Genomic DNA, 14,941 nt, shown 5'->3' with positions numbered 1-14,941 from the left:
ACTCACTGCATAGGCGCGCGCACAGCGGGTAGACCTTGCTGCATCGTCTCTCGCTCGCGAAGCCGTCGTCAGGAGTAGACCGTGCTGCAACCGCCGCATTCGTCCATGCAGGTAGCTGCCGTTCCGGCCCAGCGGGTGCCAGCGCGAGACAGGGACCAAGACGCCCCGTGGCATACGGAGGCCGTGTGCCGCCGTGACGAGGCCGGCCTGTTCTTCGCCCCCTCCAAGGAGCCCACCGCGGCCCGACTCTCCCGTGAGGAAGCGGCCAAGCGGGTCTGTGCCCGCTGTCCGGTCATGGTGGAGTGCCGTGAACACGCCCTGCTACAGCCCGAGCCCTACGGGGTCTGGGGCGGCCTCACCGCGGCCGAGCGCCGCGTGGTCCTGGCCAGGCGCCGCCGCCGCGACATGGAGCTGAAGAAGGCCGCGCGGGCGACGAACCGGATAGCGCAGGCGGGCTGACAAACGAGAAACAGGGCGCCCCCTCCGCACCGGGGGCGCCCAGTCGGCTGCGCGGATCAGCTGGGGGCGGGTGACCGCCCCGCGCTCACTTCGCCCTGTCGAAGTCGATCGCGCTGTAGGCCCGCAGCTTGCTCAGCCGGTGCTCGGAGTCGATCCGCCGCACCGTCCCCGACTTCGACCGCATCACGATCGAGTCGGTCGTCGCGTTCTCCGACCGGTAGCGCACGCCGCGCAGCAGCTCGCCGTCGGTGATGCCGGTCGCGACGAAGAACACGTTGTCGCCGGAGACCAGGTCGTCGGTCATCAGGACCCGGTCCAGGTCGTGCCCGGCGTCGAGCGCCCGCTGCCGCTCCTCGTCGTCCTTCGGCCAGAGCTTGCCCTGGATGGTGCCGCCGAGGCACTTCACGGCACAGGCCGAGATGATGCCCTCCGGCGTACCGCCGATGCCGAGCAGCATGTCGACGCCGGTGCCCTCGCGCAGCGCGTAGATCGAACCCGCGACATCGCCGTCGGAGATCAGCTTGATGCGCGCGCCGGCGTCCCGGATCTCCTTGATGATGCCCTCGTGCCGGGGCCGGTCCAGGATGACGACGGTGACGTCCTCGGGCGTGGAGCGCTTCGCCTTCGCGACCCGGCGGATGTTCACGGCCACGGGCGCGTCGATGTCGACGAAGTCGGCCGCCTCGGGCCCGGTGACCAGCTTGTCCATGTAGAACACGGCGGACGGGTCGAACATGGAGCCCCGGTCGGCCGCGGCGAGCACGGAGATCGCGTTGGGCATGCCCTTCGCGGTCAGCGTGGTGCCATCGATCGGGTCGACGGCGATGTCGACCTCGGCGCCGGTACCGTCGCCGACCCGCTCCCCGTTGAAGAGCATCGGCGCCTCGTCCTTCTCGCCCTCACCGATGACGACGACGCCGTTCATCGACACGGTGTGGACGAGGGTCCGCATGGCGCGTACCGCGGCACCGTCGGCGCCGTTCTTGTCGCCGCGCCCCACCCAGCGGCCGGCGGCCATCGCCGCCGCCTCGGTCACACGGACCAGCTCCAGGGCGAGGTTGCGGTCGGGAGCTTCGCTGGGTACTTCGAGTTCGGACGGCAGATGATGATGATTCTCGGTCATCGGAGCGCACCTTTCTGATACGACGACGGCCGGATGAGGGTTGCGGTCCTGACTCTATCCTCGGGCGCGCAGGATGAGCAGGGGGCCCCACGGATGAGCGGCCGGGGCACCTGCGACGATAGGGGGCGTGGCAGGTTCGAACGGTAAGCAGAAGTCGGTCCGCAACATGGTGCTCTCGCTCGGAGTGACCGTGCTCGCGGCAGGAGTCATCTATCTCTTCGTCCCCCGTGACGACAGCGCTCCCGACCTCCCGCGGATCGACTACCGCGTCGAGCTGCTGACGGCCCGGCGCGCGGCGTCCTACCCGGTGGCCGCGCCCGTGGGCCTGCCGGAGAGCTTCAAGCCGACCTCCGTGCGCTTCAAGGGCGACGACTTCGACGCCTGGCACCTCGGCTTCCACACCGCCGGCGGGGAGTACCTCCAGGTCGAGCAGTCGGCCGAGAAGCCGGCGACGTTCCTGGAGAAGGCAACCCAGGGCGGACGGGCCAGCGAGGTCACCGAGAAGATCGGCGACCGGACCTGGACGCGGTACACGGGCGGCCGTTACGACGCGCTCGTGCACGAGGAGAAGGGCGCGACGACCGTGGTCGCGGGCACCGGTTCCTTCGAGCAGCTGTCGCAGATGGCGAAGGCGCTCAAGTCGCAGTGACGCCGCCCGCGCAAGGCGCGCTCACGCACCACGCATGACGAAGGGCCCCCGGCCGGCAGCCGGGGGCCCTTCGTCGTTCGCGGTCGGGTCAGACCGTGGTGACGACCTGATCGAAGTCCAGGCGCGGGGAGCGCGGGTACCAGGCGTCGGCGCCGGGCCTGCCGATGTTGACGACCATCAGCGGGGTGTGGTCGTCGTCCAGGAACTCCTTGCGGACGCCCTCGAAGTCGAAGCCGGTCATCGGGCCGGCGGCGAGCCCCGCGGCGCGGACGCCGACGATGAAGTACGCGGCCTGGAGGGCGGCGTTCATCCCGGCGGCGTTCTCGCGGGCCGGGCGCTCGCTGAAGAAGACGTCCTTGGCCTGCGGGAAGGCCGGGAACAGGGTCGGCAGCTCCTCGTGGAACTCGTTGTCCGCGGAGAGGATCGCGACCAGCGGGGCGCTCGCGGTCTTGGCCTGGTTGCCCTCGGACATGTGCTGCACCAGACGCTCACGGGCCTCGGCCGAGCGGACCAGGGTGATGCGCAGCGGGGTCTGGTTGAAGGCGGTGGGGCCGTACTTGACCAGGTCGTAGATCGCCTGGACCTGCTCCTCGGTCACCGGCTCGTCGGTGAACGTGTTCGCGGTGCGGGCCTCGCGGAACAGCAGGTCCTGGGCGGCGGGGTCAAGAACGAGAGACATGCGTGAACCTTCTCGGTTGTGCGTGTGCGTCGTGGGCTGTGCGTAAGCGGACCGTGGACCGTTTACGATGACGACAGTACGCCAGACATGTTCAAGGTTCAACAAAAAGCGGGGCGTGGTGATCCGCTTCACAGCCTGATCAGGTGTGACGGCCCCCAGTCGCCCCGCTGCCCGGCTCGCCGGCCGGCCTAGGACTCGTCCCCGCCGCTCTCCTGCGCGGCCTCCGCCTCGGCCTCCTCGGCCAGGGCCGCGTCCAGCCGCGCCCGAGCCCCGTCCAGCCAGCGCCGGCAGACCTTGGCCAGCTCCTCGCCGCGCTCCCAGAGCGCGAGGGACTCCTCCAGCGTCGTACCGCCCGCCTCCAGCCGCCGGACGACCTCGATCAGCTCGTCCCGGGCCTGCTCGTACCCGAGCGCTTCTTCCACCTTGCTGGTCATTCGCCCACCCTATGCATCGGCCTGTGCGTCGACAGAGGCGTCGACCCGTACGGAGAACTCGCCCTCGGCGACCCGTGCCCGCAGCGCCTCGTCCGCGGTCACCTCGCCGGGGTCGCGGACCACATGCCCGTCGGCCCGCTGCAGCACGGCGTACCCCCGCTTCAGGGTCGCGGCGGGGGAGAGGGCCACCACGCGCGCGTGCGTGTGCGTCAGTTCGGACTCGGCGCGGTCGAGGTGATGGCCGAGGCAGCGGCGGCCGCGGTCGAGCAGGGACGCCACATGGTCGGCCCGCTCGTCGATCATCCGGTGCGGATCCTCTATCGACGGCCGCGCCAGGGCGTGCGCGAGCCCGCGCTCCTCGCGGTCGACGAACGCCTCGACGCACCGCCGGGCCCGGTCGCGCAGCATCCGCACCCGCTCGTACTCCTCGCCCACGTCCGGCACGACCTTCTTGGCGGCGTCGGTCGGGGTGGAGGCGCGCAGGTCGGCGACATGATCGAGGAGCGGGTTGTCGGGCTCGTGCCCGATGGCGGACACCACCGGCGTACGGCACGAGGCGACGGCCCGCACGAGCTGCTCGTCGGAGAAGGGCAGCAGGTCCTCCACGCTGCCACCGCCGCGGGCGACGATGATCACGTCCACGTCGTCGATGTCGTCGAGCTCCTTGACCGCCTGCACGACCTGCGGCACGGCGTGCACGCCCTGCACGGCGACGTTGCGCACCTCGAAGCGGACGGCGGGCCAGCGGTGGCGGGCGTTCTCCAGGACGTCCCGCTCGGCCGCGGAGGCGCGTCCGCAGACCAGGCCGATGAGCTGGGGAAGGAAGGGGAGCGGCTTCTTCCGCTCCGGCGCGAAGAGCCCCTCGGCGGCCAGGGACTTCTTCAGCATCTCCAGCCGGGCGAGCAACTCGCCGACGCCGACCGGCTTTATCTCGGTGGCACGCAGGGAGAGCTGGCCGCGCGGGGCGTACCACTCGGGCTTGGCGAGCACGACGACCCGGGCGCCCTCGGTCACCACGTCGGCGACGGCGTCGAAGACCTGCCGGTAACAGGTCACGCTCACGGAGATGTCGTACGACGGGTCGCGCAGCGTCAGGAACACCACGCCGGCGCCCGGCCGCCGCGACAACTGCGTGATCTGCCCCTCGACCCACACCGCCCCGAGCCGGTCGATCCACCCCCCGATGAGCCGCGACACCTCACCGACGGGCAGGGCGGACTCCGGGGTCGTGTTCACAGCCATGCGGCGAGCGTAACGGCCGCCACCGACAACGCCGACCAGTCGAACGGGGCGGGGCGCGGACGGTCCCGGCCGCGCGCCCTCCGCCGTCCGGCGTACCTCCCGTGGTCCCGCTCCGTGACCTCCCGCATCCGCCCGCCCCGCGCGGCGACCCGCTCCCCACCCTTCACATCGCGGTGCCGGTCTCCTCGTCAAGCCGTCACCCTCGCGATCTCCGCGCCCCCGAACGCACCCTTACGATGGGACGCATGACTGCTTCGTCTGGCCGCCGTGTCCTGCTCGCCGCCCCCCGTGGCTACTGCGCGGGTGTGGACCGCGCCGTGATCGCCGTCGAGAAAGCCCTGGAGCAGTACGGCGCTCCGGTGTACGTCCGGCACGAGATCGTCCACAACAAGTACGTCGTGCAGACCCTGGAGAAGAAGGGCGCCATCTTCGTCGAGCGCACGGAGGAGGTGCCGCCGGGCAACATCGTGATGTTCTCGGCGCACGGCGTGGCCCCCGTCGTCCACGAGGAGGCCGCGCGCGGACAGCTCGCCACCATCGACGCGACCTGCCCCCTGGTCACCAAGGTCCACAAGGAAGCCGTCCGCTTCGCCGACGACGACTACGACATCCTCCTGATCGGTCACGAGGGCCACGAGGAGGTCATCGGTACGTCCGGTGAGGCCCCCGACCACATCCAGCTCGTCGACGGCCCGGGCGACGTCGCCAAGGTCGAGGTCCGCGACGAGTCGAAGGTCGTCTGGCTCTCCCAGACCACCCTCTCCGTCGACGAGACCATGGAGACCGTCGACGCGCTGAAGGAGAAGTTCCCGCAGCTCATCTCCCCGCCCAGCGACGACATCTGCTACGCCACGCAGAACCGTCAGCTCGCGGTGAAGCAGATGGGCGCCGAGGCCGAGCTGGTCATCGTGGTCGGCTCGCGCAACTCCTCCAACTCCAAGCGGCTGGTCGAGGTCGCCAAGCTCGCCGGCTCCCGCGAGGCCTACCTCGTGGACTTCGCGAGCGAGATCGAGGAGGCCTGGCTGGAGGGCGTGACCACGGTCGGCGTCACCTCCGGCGCATCCGTCCCCGAGGTCCTCGTCGAGGAGGTCCTGGAGTGGCTGTCCCAGCGCGGCTACGGAGATGTGGAGCTCGTGAAGGCCGCCGAGGAGTCGATCACCTTCTCGCTGCCCAAGGAACTGCGGCGTGACCTGCGTGAAGAGGCGGCGGCGCTGATCGCCGAGCGCACCGGGGCGAGCGACTCCGGGGAGTGACCGTCAGTCGTCCGTCGTAACGTAGGGCCATGCAGATCTTCGGCTTGGACATCGGTGGATCCGGGATCAAGGGCGCCCCGGTGGATCTGGACAGGGGCGACCTGGCCCAGGAGCGCTTCAAGGTGCTCACTCCGCAACCGGCCACACCCGACGGGGTCGCCGACGGCGTGAAGGAGGTCGTCGAGCACTACGGCTGGACGGGCCCGGTCGGGCTCACCTTCCCCGGTGTGGTCACCGACGGCTCCACGATCCGTACGGCGGCCAACGTCGACAAGAGCTGGATCGACACGGACGCGCGGGCGCTGTTCAGCGACAGGCTGGGCGGTCACCCGGTGACGGTGGTCAACGACGCGGACGCGGCCGGCGTCGCCGAGATGCACTTCGGCGCGGGCCGCGGCCGCAAGGGCACCGTGATCCTGCTCACCTTCGGCACGGGCATCGGCAGCGCCCTGTTCGTCGACGGCCGCCTGGTCCCCAACACCGAGCTGGGCCACCTCGAACTCCACGGCCACGACGCCGAGAAGCGTGCGTCCAGCAAGGCCAAGGAGGACGAGGACCTGTCCTGGGAGCACTGGGCGCACCGGGTGCGGAAGTACCTCGCGCACGTCGAGATGCTGTTCTCGCCCGAGCTGTTCATCATCGGCGGCGGGGTGAGCCGCAAGGCCCAGAAGTTCCTGCACTACATCGAGGACATCAAGGCGGAGATCGTGCCCGCCCAGCTCCAGAACAACGCCGGGATCGTCGGCGCCGCGATGCACGCGGCGGAGCGGGACGGCTAGCCGCCGCTCACGCTCGTCCGGCGGCGTGCTGCCACCCGCCGGGCGATCAGGCGCACTCGGCGCACGAGCACCACGACACCGGCGATCAGCGTCCCGCCGTACAGCCATCCGGCCTCTGTGGCGAGGGCGCTGACGATCCCCATCAGCCGGCCGCTGAATCCGCCGCCGCTGTCGGCCACCGGAAGCAGCCCCACCGCGAACGCGATCGGTACGACCACCGGCGCGGTCAGCAGATCGCCCTCGCGCACCCAGAGCGCGGTCAGCGCGCACACCGGCAGGAACAGCACGCTGTACAGCGTCAGCGACCCGAACAGCAGCGAGTCGAAATAGCCGAGCACCAGCATCACGGCCCCGCAGAACAGACCGCTGCCGAGTCCGGTGAGCCGGGGGTCGGGAAACCGGCGTGCGGGCGCAGGCTCCGGGGCCGGCCGCCGTACCGCCGCGGCTTGTTCCGAACGTGGCCGGCGCTGCGGGCCGGGGCGGGTGGAGCGGGCTGGCCTGGGGGACGCGGCGTCGCGGGAGGCCCGGGCTTTCGCGAGCCGAGCGGCTCTGGCGGCACGGGCGGCGGCCTTGGCGTCGTCGTCGGCGGCACCGGCCCGGGACGCCCGGGCCGGCCACTCACCGGACGGCCCCGAGCCGCCCCGCCCGCTTCCGCCGCTGTCGCCCTCCCTCAGGAATCGGCCCTCGCCGCGCCTCGTACGACTCTCGCCCCGCTCCACACTGTCCCCGTCCGGCGGAAGACCGCCATCGCCCGGCGCGAACCGGCACCGCTCTGGCGCGACCCGGCCCTCACCCCACGCGACCCCGTGCCCGTTCCACGGCCGGCAGGTCGCGTCCTGTCCTGCTGCTCTTCTGCACCAACCTAGGTCGGATCATGTGGCCGATCGGCCCTCAGACACGCCCGGGGGCGGACCTTGGCCACCTGTTCGACGGGGCGCCGGGGCCGGGCCCGGTACGCCGTAGACTGGTGGATCGGCCCGTGCATCCGCGTCATCTGCATCGAAGATCGAAGAAGGACCGGGCCCCAGCCCAGCCCCAGAAGTCCTCTCACGTACGGGAAGTCGCAACGTGTCGCTCACGATCGGAATCGTCGGTCTGCCGAATGTCGGCAAGTCGACCCTGTTCAACGCCCTGACCAAGAACGACGTGCTGGCGGCCAACTACCCGTTCGCCACGATCGAGCCCAACGTCGGCGTGGTCGGCGTCCCCGACGAGCGCCTCGCGAAACTGGCCGAGATCTTCTCCTCGCAGCGCGTCCTCCCGGCGACCGTGGACTTCGTGGACATCGCCGGCATCGTGCGCGGCGCCTCCGAGGGCGAGGGCCTGGGCAACAAGTTCCTCGCGAACATCCGTGAGTCCGACGCGATCTGCCAGGTCATCCGTGCCTTCAAGGACGAGAACGTCGTGCACGTCGACGGCAAGGTCTCGCCCAAGGATGACATCGAGACGATCAACACCGAGCTGATCCTCGCCGACCTCCAGACCATCGAGAAGGTCCTGCCGCGCCTCCAGAAGGAGTCGCGGATCAAGAAGGACATCGCCCCGAAGGTGAAGGCCGTCGAGGAGGCCAAGGAGATCCTGGAGAAGGGCGACACGCTGTTCTCGGCGGGCATCGTCCAGGGCTCCGGCAACGAGGAGCTCCTGCACGACCTGCACCTGCTGACGACGAAGCCGTTCCTCTACGTCTTCAACGTTGACGAGGACGAGCTGGTCGACGACGACTTCAAGAACGAGCAGCGCGCGCTGGTGGCCCCCGCCGAGGCGATCTTCCTGAACGCCAAGCTGGAGGCGGACCTCGCGGAGCTCGACGAGGCGGACGCGATGGAGCTGCTGGAGTCGGTCGGCGCGGAGGAGCCCGGCCTCGCCACCCTCGCCCGCGTCGGCTTCAACACCCTCGGCCTCCAGACGTACCTCACGGCCGGCCCCAAGGAATCCCGCGCCTGGACGATCAAGAAGGGTGCCACCGCCCCGGAGGCGGCCGGCGTCATCCACACCGACTTCCAGAAGGGCTTCATCAAGGCCGAGGTCATCTCCTTCGCCGACCTGGTGGAAACCGGCTCGGTGGCCGAGGCCCGCGCGAAGGGGAAGGCGCGGATGGAGGGCAAGGAGTATGTGATGCAGGACGGGGACGTGGTGGAGTTCCGCTTCAACGTCTAGTCACTGATCCGGCAAATACGCAGATCAGAGGGGTCCGGCCGTTTCGCGGTCGGGCCCCTGGTCGTTCTCCGGCCCTCTATCTCTACCCTCCTGCCTCCGTCCGTGCATGTTGCTAACATGAATGTTACTAACGTCGTTGTTAGTTTGGTCGGGCTGGAGGTCGGTGGGCGTGGTGGACTTCGTGGGGCGTCGGCACGAGCTGGCGACGCTGGAGCGGGAGCTCCAGAAGGTCGCGGCGGGGCTCGGTGGGGAGCGGCCCGGGCGGTGCGTGATGCTGCGCGGGCGGCGCCGGGTGGGGAAGTCGCGGCTGGTCGAGCGGTTCGTGGAGCGCTCCGGAGCGCCGTTCTTGTTCTACGCGGCCACGGGTGCGTCACCCGGGGACGATCTGGCCCGGCTGGCCCGGGACGCCCAGGCGTCGACGCTGCCGCTGGCGCAGCTGGTGGCGGCCGCGCGCCCGGAGAGCTGGGACGCCGCATTCGATGTGCTGGCCGCGGCGCTGCCCTCCGACCGGGCGAGTGTGCTGGTCATCGACGAGGTGCCATATCTGATGGACGCCGGCGGGGCCTTCGAGGGGATGCTTCAGCGGGCCTGGGACCGGGTGCTGGAGACCAAGCCCGTACTGCTCGTCCTCATCGGCTCGGATCTGTCGATGATGGAGGCGCTGAACAGCTATGGACGCCCCTTCCACCAGCGCGGTCGGGAGATGGTGCTCGGGCCGCTGAACCCCGCCGAGGTGGGGCGGATGCTGGGACTCGAGCCGGCGGACGCCTTCGACGCCGCGCTCGTCACGGGTGGGCTGCCGCTGATCTGCGCGGAGTGGCCGCAAGGGGCGGGACTGTGGGACTTCCTCGGCGAGGCGCTGAGCGACCCGGTCTCGGCCCTGCTCGTGTCGGCCGAGCGCTCGCTGGCCGCCGAGTTCCCCCCGCAGGCGCAGGCACGTACGGTGCTGGCGGCGATCGGCAGCGGCGAGCGGACCTTCACCAACATCGCCCGCGCGGCCGGCGGGATCGGGGCGACGCCACTGCAACGGGCGCTGGAACTGCTCACGGAGAAGCGGATCGTCGCCGCGGAACTGCCCGTGTCGCTGCGGGCGTCGAAGGACCGCCGCTACCGGGTGACGGATCCCTACCTGCGGTTCTGGCTGCACCAGCTCGGGCCGTCCATGCAGGAGATCGAGCGGGGGCGGGGCGATCTGACCCTGGCGCGGATCCGGGAGAACTGGACCACCTGGCGCGGCCGGGCGGTCGAACCGCTCGTCCGCGAGGCGCTGGCCCGGATCCTGCCCGACGACCGGCTCCCGGCGGCCCCCACGGTGGGCGGCTACTGGACCCGCACCAACGACGTCGAGATCGACATCGTCGGCGCCGACCGCGCCCCCGTCGCCAAGGAGTTGCTCTTCGTCGGCTCCATCAAGTGGCTGGAGCGATCCCCCTTCGACCGACACGACCTGGCAGCCCTCCACCGCCACCGAGCCGTCCTCACCGACGAACCCGTGCCGGTCGTTGCGGTGTCGCGGCGCGGGGTGGACTGCGGGGGGTTGGATGCGGCGTACGGGCCTGGTGATCTGCTGGCTGCCTGGCCGCTGTGAGCGGCGGAGCACCTGCGTGCGGGCGTCAGGTCGGTGTGGAGCGCCGCGGTGTGTTCTGTTCGGGGACGCCGTCGGCGTGCTGGGTGGTGTGCCAGGCGGACCTGCGCAGGTGACGCTCGGGGTCGCGGATGCCCGCGATCTCGCCGAGACCGATGATGTACGGGCGCAGGTTCTGCTGGAGTTCGCGCAGGGACCGGCGGAACTCCGCGTTGTCGGGCCAGGCCGTCTCGTCCATTTCGGGGTGGGCCTCCTCGAAGGCACGCAGCCGGGGGTGCCAGACGGCCAGGAACGGCGCGAGCTCGAAGTTGAGGATGTCCAGGACGAGTTCATGGACGGAGTCGCCCTCGGTTGGCGGAGGCGGGGAACCTTCGGACTCCAAGGGCTCGCGGTACATGTCGAACAGCGTCTTGAGCGAGGTCAGTGTCTCGCGCAGATTGCCGCTTCCGTCGTCCAACGGACGGGTCGCCACGCGTGTCGCGGCCTGGAAGAACATGCGCAGGGCCGCCTGCCGCATGTCCGTGTTGGTCCTGAACGTCATCTCGCTGCCCGGGAGGACGAGCCGCACCTCGGTCAACTGGACCGACTTGCGATAGACGTCGGCGCCCAGCACCAGGGCGATGCCGACCACGCCGCCGACCACGACGGAGAGCAGCTGGCCCCCGGTCTGGCTGATGGAGTACGCGGCGACACCGACGACGCCGCCCACGGCCGCGGCCAGCACCGCCCGCCCGGCCGTGCGTACCGCCGCAGCGACGGTCCACCTCCCTCGTACCGTCACCTTTCGCGCCCCTTCCCCAACTCGTAGCGCGCCACTGACAGTTCATCCCTGCCGGTGGGGAACCTACCTGGTCAGGTGCCGCGGCGCAGTCGCCCCAGACCGAGGCTCGCCAGCTCGGCGATCTCGCCGGGGGACCGGGTGCCGGCGAGCCGTTCGTTCTCGTCGGCGGTGAGGCCGTTGCGCAGGCCCGTCCAGTCGGGCGAGGCGGTGAACTGCCGTAGCCGGTCGAGACCGTCGAGGAGACGAGGGTCCGGGGGTGTGGCGTCCGACGGTCCTTGGATGTCCGGCGCGCCGTCGACGCCCAGTGCCCCTGAGATGTCGGCGGTGACTCCGCCGTAGCCGGCCGCCGGGTAGACGGGCAGGTCCGCCTTGAGAGCCAGCAGTGTCTCCTCCACGAGCCCCGGCAGAGTTCCCAGGAAGCCGCCGCGCCTGCCGCCGAGGATCAGGTGCGCGTCCACCTGGCGCATGAGGTGGCGGCGCATGCCGGTCAGCGAGCGACGAGCCGTCTCGGGGTCGGATTCGAGTACGGGGTCCTCGCCCCGGCCCTCGGCGGGATCCACGGGGTCGCCGTCGATGCTCAGGCACACGATCTCGGCGTACCGGCCGAACCGCTCGCGCTGGTCGACGAGTTCCGACAACGGCAGCTTGCGATGCTCGGTCCAGGCGAGGGTGTTGAGCAGGGGGCGGGAGGACGGAGCGTGCTCCCGCAGCTGCTCGACCAGGAACCGGGTGTAGCCGCCCTGGCCCAGATTTCCGCCGTAGGCCAGACCGCCGCCCGCTGAGACGACGAGGCGCGCGAGTTCACCGAGGAGCGTGCGGAAACGGGTCTCCTCCAGGCCGAGTCGGTCCAGGTCCGCACTCGCGCCGACCGAGATGCCGATCCGGAGGCCCTCCAAGGCACCGGTCGGCGGGACATCGGCCGAGGGAACACCAGGTATTGACGGGGCATCAGGCATCTTCGTCCCTCCGTTCTCGCACGCGGTCCCTTCCAGGGGTACCCCCGGGTTCCGAACTGCCGCGCGCGGTGGCCGATTCGTCGTCGTGCCGTAGGAGCACGGCCCGGCGCCGGGCCCCAGAGCGTACGACAGGGGGCCGTGGACCATCCGGTCCCGGTGGCTCGTGGTGATGGCGTGGCGTTCGGCGGCAGCGTCTCCGTGGGTGAGGTAGGAGGTCGGCTCGTGGCTCACCCACCGGTCGGTGGACATCCTGCTGATCGGCTGGATCGACGGCACGCTGGTCTGGGACGCCGAACGGGCGGCGTTGGACTGGGCGCTCACCGACGAGTCGATACTCGCGCAGATCCGAAGGGGGATCTGAGGGCGCGGGGGCGACAGGGGGAGGTCGGACGCCTTACGCCGGCAGGCCGGGGCACCGTCGTCCCAGGGGTGGCAGGATGCGGGGACGCGGTGGGAGGGGCGAGAGGGGCGGGGCGTCATGGGGCGGAGCGAGCGGGAGGCGGTGGCCCGGGGCCGGCGGCTGTTCGAGGCGGCGCAGGCCGTCGTCGACGATCACGCGCGGGCCGTCGAGGCCGTACGCGCCGCCCTGGAACCGATCCACGACGACCTGGCCCGCACCGAACTGGACGCCATCCCGGTCGCCCGGCTGAAGGACCTCACCGAGGGCAGGCTGCGGCTGGGCGAGGTGGAGAAGGGCGGGTTCCGCACGGTCGGGCAGGTCCTGGACGCCGGTTCCTACCGGCTGCGGCAACTGCCCGGCGTCGGACAGCAGACGGCCGACCAGACGGTGGCCGCCGCCCGCCGGATCGCCGACGCCGTGCGCGAGACCATCGCCGTGCACATCGACGTGGACCGGCCGGAGCCCCGCACCACCGCACTGGTCGTCGCGCTCAACGTCCTGGTGGAGGCGGGCCCCGAGGCGCGCCGGGCCGTCGACACGGCCGGCACGTTCACCAAGCGGCTCGGACCGCCGCTGGCCGACGCGGCACCGACGTCCGGGCGACTGCGCATGCTGCTCGCGGGCCGGGCCGGACGGGAACGCGCGCTGACGGCTCTGGCCGAGGTCCGCGCCGTCACCGAACAGGCCGACCGGGACGAGGTGCCGCAACTGCTCGCCCAGGCCTCGGTCGACCTGCTGCGCCGCCCGGAGTCCGAGGTGGCCGCGCTGGTCGACTTCGAGCTCCGTTCCGCCGAGTACTACGGGCTGCTCGCCGAGCTCTCGGGCCGCGCTCCCGACCCGGCGGCGGCCGAGGGGTTCCTGCCGGACGAGGTGGCCGAGCGGGTCAGGACCCAGACGCTCGACGACACCCACCGCCGGGTCTCCCTGCGCGGCTACCAGGCCTTCGGCACCCGCTTCGCGCTCGCCCAGCGCCGCGTGATCCTCGGCGACGAGATGGGACTCGGCAAGACGATCCAGGCCATCGCCGCGCTCGCGCACCTCGCCGGTGAGGGACAGAGCCACTTCCTGGTCGTCTGCCCGGCCAGTGTGCTCATCAACTGGACCCGGGAGATCGAGAAGCGCAGCGCACTGCGGGTGACGCCGTTGCACGGCCCGGACCGGCAGGAGGCGTTCGCCGACTGGAAAGGGCGGGGCGGCGTCGCGGTCACCACCTTCGACGCCCTGCGCGGGTTCCCGGTGCCAGGCCGCGGCGAACTGGGCATGCTCGTCGTCGACGAGGCGCACTTCGTGAAGAACCCGCAGACCCGCCGCTCGATGGCCGTCTCCGAGTGGGCGGGGCACTGCGACCGGGTGCTGTTCCTGACCGGTACGCCCATGGAGAACCGCGTCGAGGAGTTCCGCTGCCTGGTGCGGATACTCCAGCCCGAACTGGCCGAGAGCATCGACGAGCACGACGGCGTGGCGGGCTCCAAGGCGTTCCGGAAGGCGGTCGCCCCGGTCTATCTGCGCCGCAACCAGCAGGACGTGCTCACCGAACTCCCCGCGCTCCAGCACACGGACGAGTGGGAGGAGCCCAGCGCGCAGGACGAGGAGGCGTACCGCGAGGCCGTGCGCGCCGGGAACTTCATGGCCATGCGCAGGGCTGCGTACGCGCGTCCGGAGCGGTCGGCGAAGCTGGACCGGCTGCGCGAGATCGCCGCCGAGGCCGCCGAGAACGGCCTCAAGGTCGTGGTGTTCTCGGCCTTCCGCGACGTCCTGGCTGCGGCACAGAAGGCCCTCGCGGACGGCACGGTTCCGGCAGCGGAGGCGGCGGAGGCAGCGGAGGCGGTGGACGCCGATAAGACGGTGGACGCCGACAAGACGGACACCGACAGGACGACGGCCCGGCTCTTCGGGCCCATCTCCGGCAGCGTGCCGCCCGCCCGGCGACAGCAGCTCGTCGACGACTTCGCCGCTGCGCCCGGCCACGCCGTCCTGCTCGCGCAGATCGAGGCCGGTGGCGTGGGCCTCAACATGCAGGCCGCCTCCGTCGTCATCCTCTGCGAGCCGCAGCTCAAGCCCACCGTCGAACACCAGGCGGTCGCCCGCGCCCACCGCATGGGCCAGGTCCGCTCGGTCCAGGTGCACCGACTGCTCTGCACCGGCGGCGTGGACGAACGCCTGGTGCGGATGCTGGAGAACAAGTCCCGCCTGTTCGACGCCTACGCCCGCCGCAGCGCGGTCGCCGAGGCCACCCCGGACGCCGTCGACATCTCGGACATCAACCTGGCCCGCCGCATCGTCGAGGAGGAACAGGCACGGCTGGGCACGACACCGGCCACGGCAGCGACCACGACACCGACCAAGACACCGGCCACGCCCGCGACGGAACGGGCGTGACAGAACAGGCGGCGTGACGGAGAAAGCCGCGCCGCATACGGCCGTACTGATTACCGCGACCGATC

Annotated in this window: 14 protein-coding genes; 7 read left to right on the top strand and 7 right to left on the bottom strand. The window is 71.1% G+C overall.

The features are described 5' to 3' along the window. The first annotated feature begins 81 nt into the window (after positions 1 to 81). A complete protein-coding gene (locus tag CP983_RS15385; protein WP_107903492.1) occupies positions 82 to 459 on the top strand; it encodes a WhiB family transcriptional regulator in 378 nt (125 codons plus the stop codon). Positions 460 to 544: 85 nt separating this feature from the next. On the opposite strand, the gene glpX is transcribed toward CP983_RS15385, so the two are convergent. Beyond that, a complete protein-coding gene (gene glpX / locus CP983_RS15380) occupies positions 545 to 1,582 on the bottom strand; it encodes a class II fructose-bisphosphatase (protein WP_030948897.1) in 1,038 nt (345 codons plus the stop codon). A 127-nt stretch (positions 1,583 to 1,709) separates the two neighbouring features. Between glpX and CP983_RS15375 the strand changes: the two genes are divergently transcribed. Next, positions 1,710 to 2,231: a DUF4245 domain-containing protein gene (locus CP983_RS15375; RefSeq protein WP_107903490.1), complete on the top strand. Its 522-nt coding sequence runs from the start codon at positions 1,710 to 1,712 to the stop codon at positions 2,229 to 2,231. A gap of 88 nt (positions 2,232 to 2,319) precedes the next feature. Here the strand turns inward: CP983_RS15375 and CP983_RS15370 are convergent, their stop codons facing one another. From CP983_RS15370 to xseA, 3 genes are all read right to left on the bottom strand, one after another. Beyond that, positions 2,320 to 2,910, bottom strand: coding sequence for a malonic semialdehyde reductase (locus CP983_RS15370; RefSeq protein ID WP_107903247.1), 591 nt, complete (start codon positions 2,908 to 2,910; stop codon positions 2,320 to 2,322). A gap of 188 nt (positions 2,911 to 3,098) precedes the next feature. Beyond that, positions 3,099 to 3,344, bottom strand: coding sequence for an exodeoxyribonuclease VII small subunit (locus tag CP983_RS15365; protein WP_150499921.1), 246 nt, complete (start codon positions 3,342 to 3,344; stop codon positions 3,099 to 3,101). A 9-nt stretch (positions 3,345 to 3,353) separates the two neighbouring features. Next, positions 3,354 to 4,586 carry an exodeoxyribonuclease VII large subunit gene (gene xseA / locus CP983_RS15360; RefSeq protein ID WP_125526081.1) on the bottom strand — a complete coding sequence of 411 codons (1,233 nt, stop codon included), beginning with the start codon at positions 4,584 to 4,586 and terminating at the stop codon, positions 3,354 to 3,356. A 245-nt stretch (positions 4,587 to 4,831) separates the two neighbouring features. Here xseA and CP983_RS15355 point away from each other — a divergent pair, with 245 nt between their 5' ends. Both CP983_RS15355 and ppgK read left to right on the top strand, forming a co-directional pair. Further along, entirely contained in the window at positions 4,832 to 5,839 is a 1,008-nt protein-coding gene (locus tag CP983_RS15355; RefSeq protein ID WP_150499919.1) for a 4-hydroxy-3-methylbut-2-enyl diphosphate reductase, read from the top strand. Between the two features lie 29 nt (positions 5,840 to 5,868). Beyond that, positions 5,869 to 6,618 carry a polyphosphate--glucose phosphotransferase gene (gene ppgK / locus CP983_RS15350; protein WP_150499917.1) on the top strand — a complete coding sequence of 250 codons (750 nt, stop codon included), beginning with the start codon at positions 5,869 to 5,871 and terminating at the stop codon, positions 6,616 to 6,618. Here the strand turns inward: ppgK and CP983_RS44700 are convergent. Further along, entirely contained in the window at positions 6,615 to 7,337 is a 723-nt protein-coding gene (locus CP983_RS44700) for a DUF6542 domain-containing protein (RefSeq protein ID WP_229914893.1), read from the bottom strand. The genes ppgK and CP983_RS44700 overlap by 4 nt on opposite strands. A 349-nt stretch (positions 7,338 to 7,686) precedes the next feature. Here CP983_RS44700 and ychF point away from each other — a divergent pair, with 349 nt between their 5' ends. Continuing rightward, positions 7,687 to 8,775 carry a redox-regulated ATPase YchF gene (ychF, locus tag CP983_RS15340; RefSeq protein WP_150499915.1) on the top strand — a complete coding sequence of 363 codons (1,089 nt, stop codon included), beginning with the start codon at positions 7,687 to 7,689 and terminating at the stop codon, positions 8,773 to 8,775. 169 nt (positions 8,776 to 8,944) lie between these two features. Further along, positions 8,945 to 10,363 (top strand): ATP-binding protein, encoded by a 1,419-nt coding sequence (locus tag CP983_RS15335; RefSeq protein ID WP_150499913.1) that lies wholly within the window; start codon positions 8,945 to 8,947, stop codon positions 10,361 to 10,363. A gap of 25 nt (positions 10,364 to 10,388) precedes the next feature. Here the strand turns inward: CP983_RS15335 and CP983_RS15330 are convergent, their stop codons facing one another. Together CP983_RS15330 and CP983_RS15325 are read right to left on the bottom strand one after the other, a co-directional pair. Beyond that, positions 10,389 to 11,141, bottom strand: a complete 753-nt coding sequence (locus CP983_RS15330) for a hypothetical protein (RefSeq protein ID WP_150499911.1) — start codon at positions 11,139 to 11,141, stop codon at positions 10,389 to 10,391. A gap of 71 nt (positions 11,142 to 11,212) precedes the next feature. Next, positions 11,213 to 12,037, bottom strand: coding sequence for a hypothetical protein (locus CP983_RS15325; protein ID WP_150499909.1), 825 nt, complete (start codon positions 12,035 to 12,037; stop codon positions 11,213 to 11,215). Positions 12,038 to 12,575: 538 nt separating this feature from the next. Between CP983_RS15325 and CP983_RS15320 the strand changes: the two genes are divergently transcribed. Next, entirely contained in the window at positions 12,576 to 14,876 is a 2,301-nt protein-coding gene (locus tag CP983_RS15320; RefSeq protein WP_150499907.1) for a DEAD/DEAH box helicase, read from the top strand. Positions 14,877 to 14,941: the final 65 nt, after the last annotated feature.

Origin of the sequence: Streptomyces chartreusis (assembly GCF_008704715.1) — a bacterium.
GTDB classification, from domain to species: Bacteria; Actinomycetota; Actinomycetes; order Streptomycetales; family Streptomycetaceae; genus Streptomyces; species Streptomyces chartreusis.
This window is presented reverse-complemented; position numbering and strand designations above follow the sequence as displayed.

What these genes read in the sequence shown, in the direction of transcription:
- glpX (WP_030948897.1), bottom strand. Translation starts at nt 1,582, where the DNA reads ATGACCGAGAATCATCATCATCTGCCGTCCGAACTCGAAGTACCCAGC.
- CP983_RS15370 (WP_107903247.1), bottom strand. Translation starts at nt 2,910, where the DNA reads ATGTCTCTCGTTCTTGACCCCGCCGCCCAGGACCTGCTGTTCCGCGAG.
- CP983_RS15365 (WP_150499921.1), bottom strand. Translation starts at nt 3,344, where the DNA reads ATGACCAGCAAGGTGGAAGAAGCGCTCGGGTACGAGCAGGCCCGGGAC.
- xseA (WP_125526081.1), bottom strand. Translation starts at nt 4,586, where the DNA reads ATGGCTGTGAACACGACCCCGGAGTCCGCCCTGCCCGTCGGTGAGGTG.
- CP983_RS15355 (WP_150499919.1), top strand. Translation starts at nt 4,832, where the DNA reads ATGACTGCTTCGTCTGGCCGCCGTGTCCTGCTCGCCGCCCCCCGTGGC.
- ppgK (WP_150499917.1), top strand. Translation starts at nt 5,869, where the DNA reads ATGCAGATCTTCGGCTTGGACATCGGTGGATCCGGGATCAAGGGCGCC.
- CP983_RS15320 (WP_150499907.1), top strand. Translation starts at nt 12,576, where the DNA reads ATGGGGCGGAGCGAGCGGGAGGCGGTGGCCCGGGGCCGGCGGCTGTTC.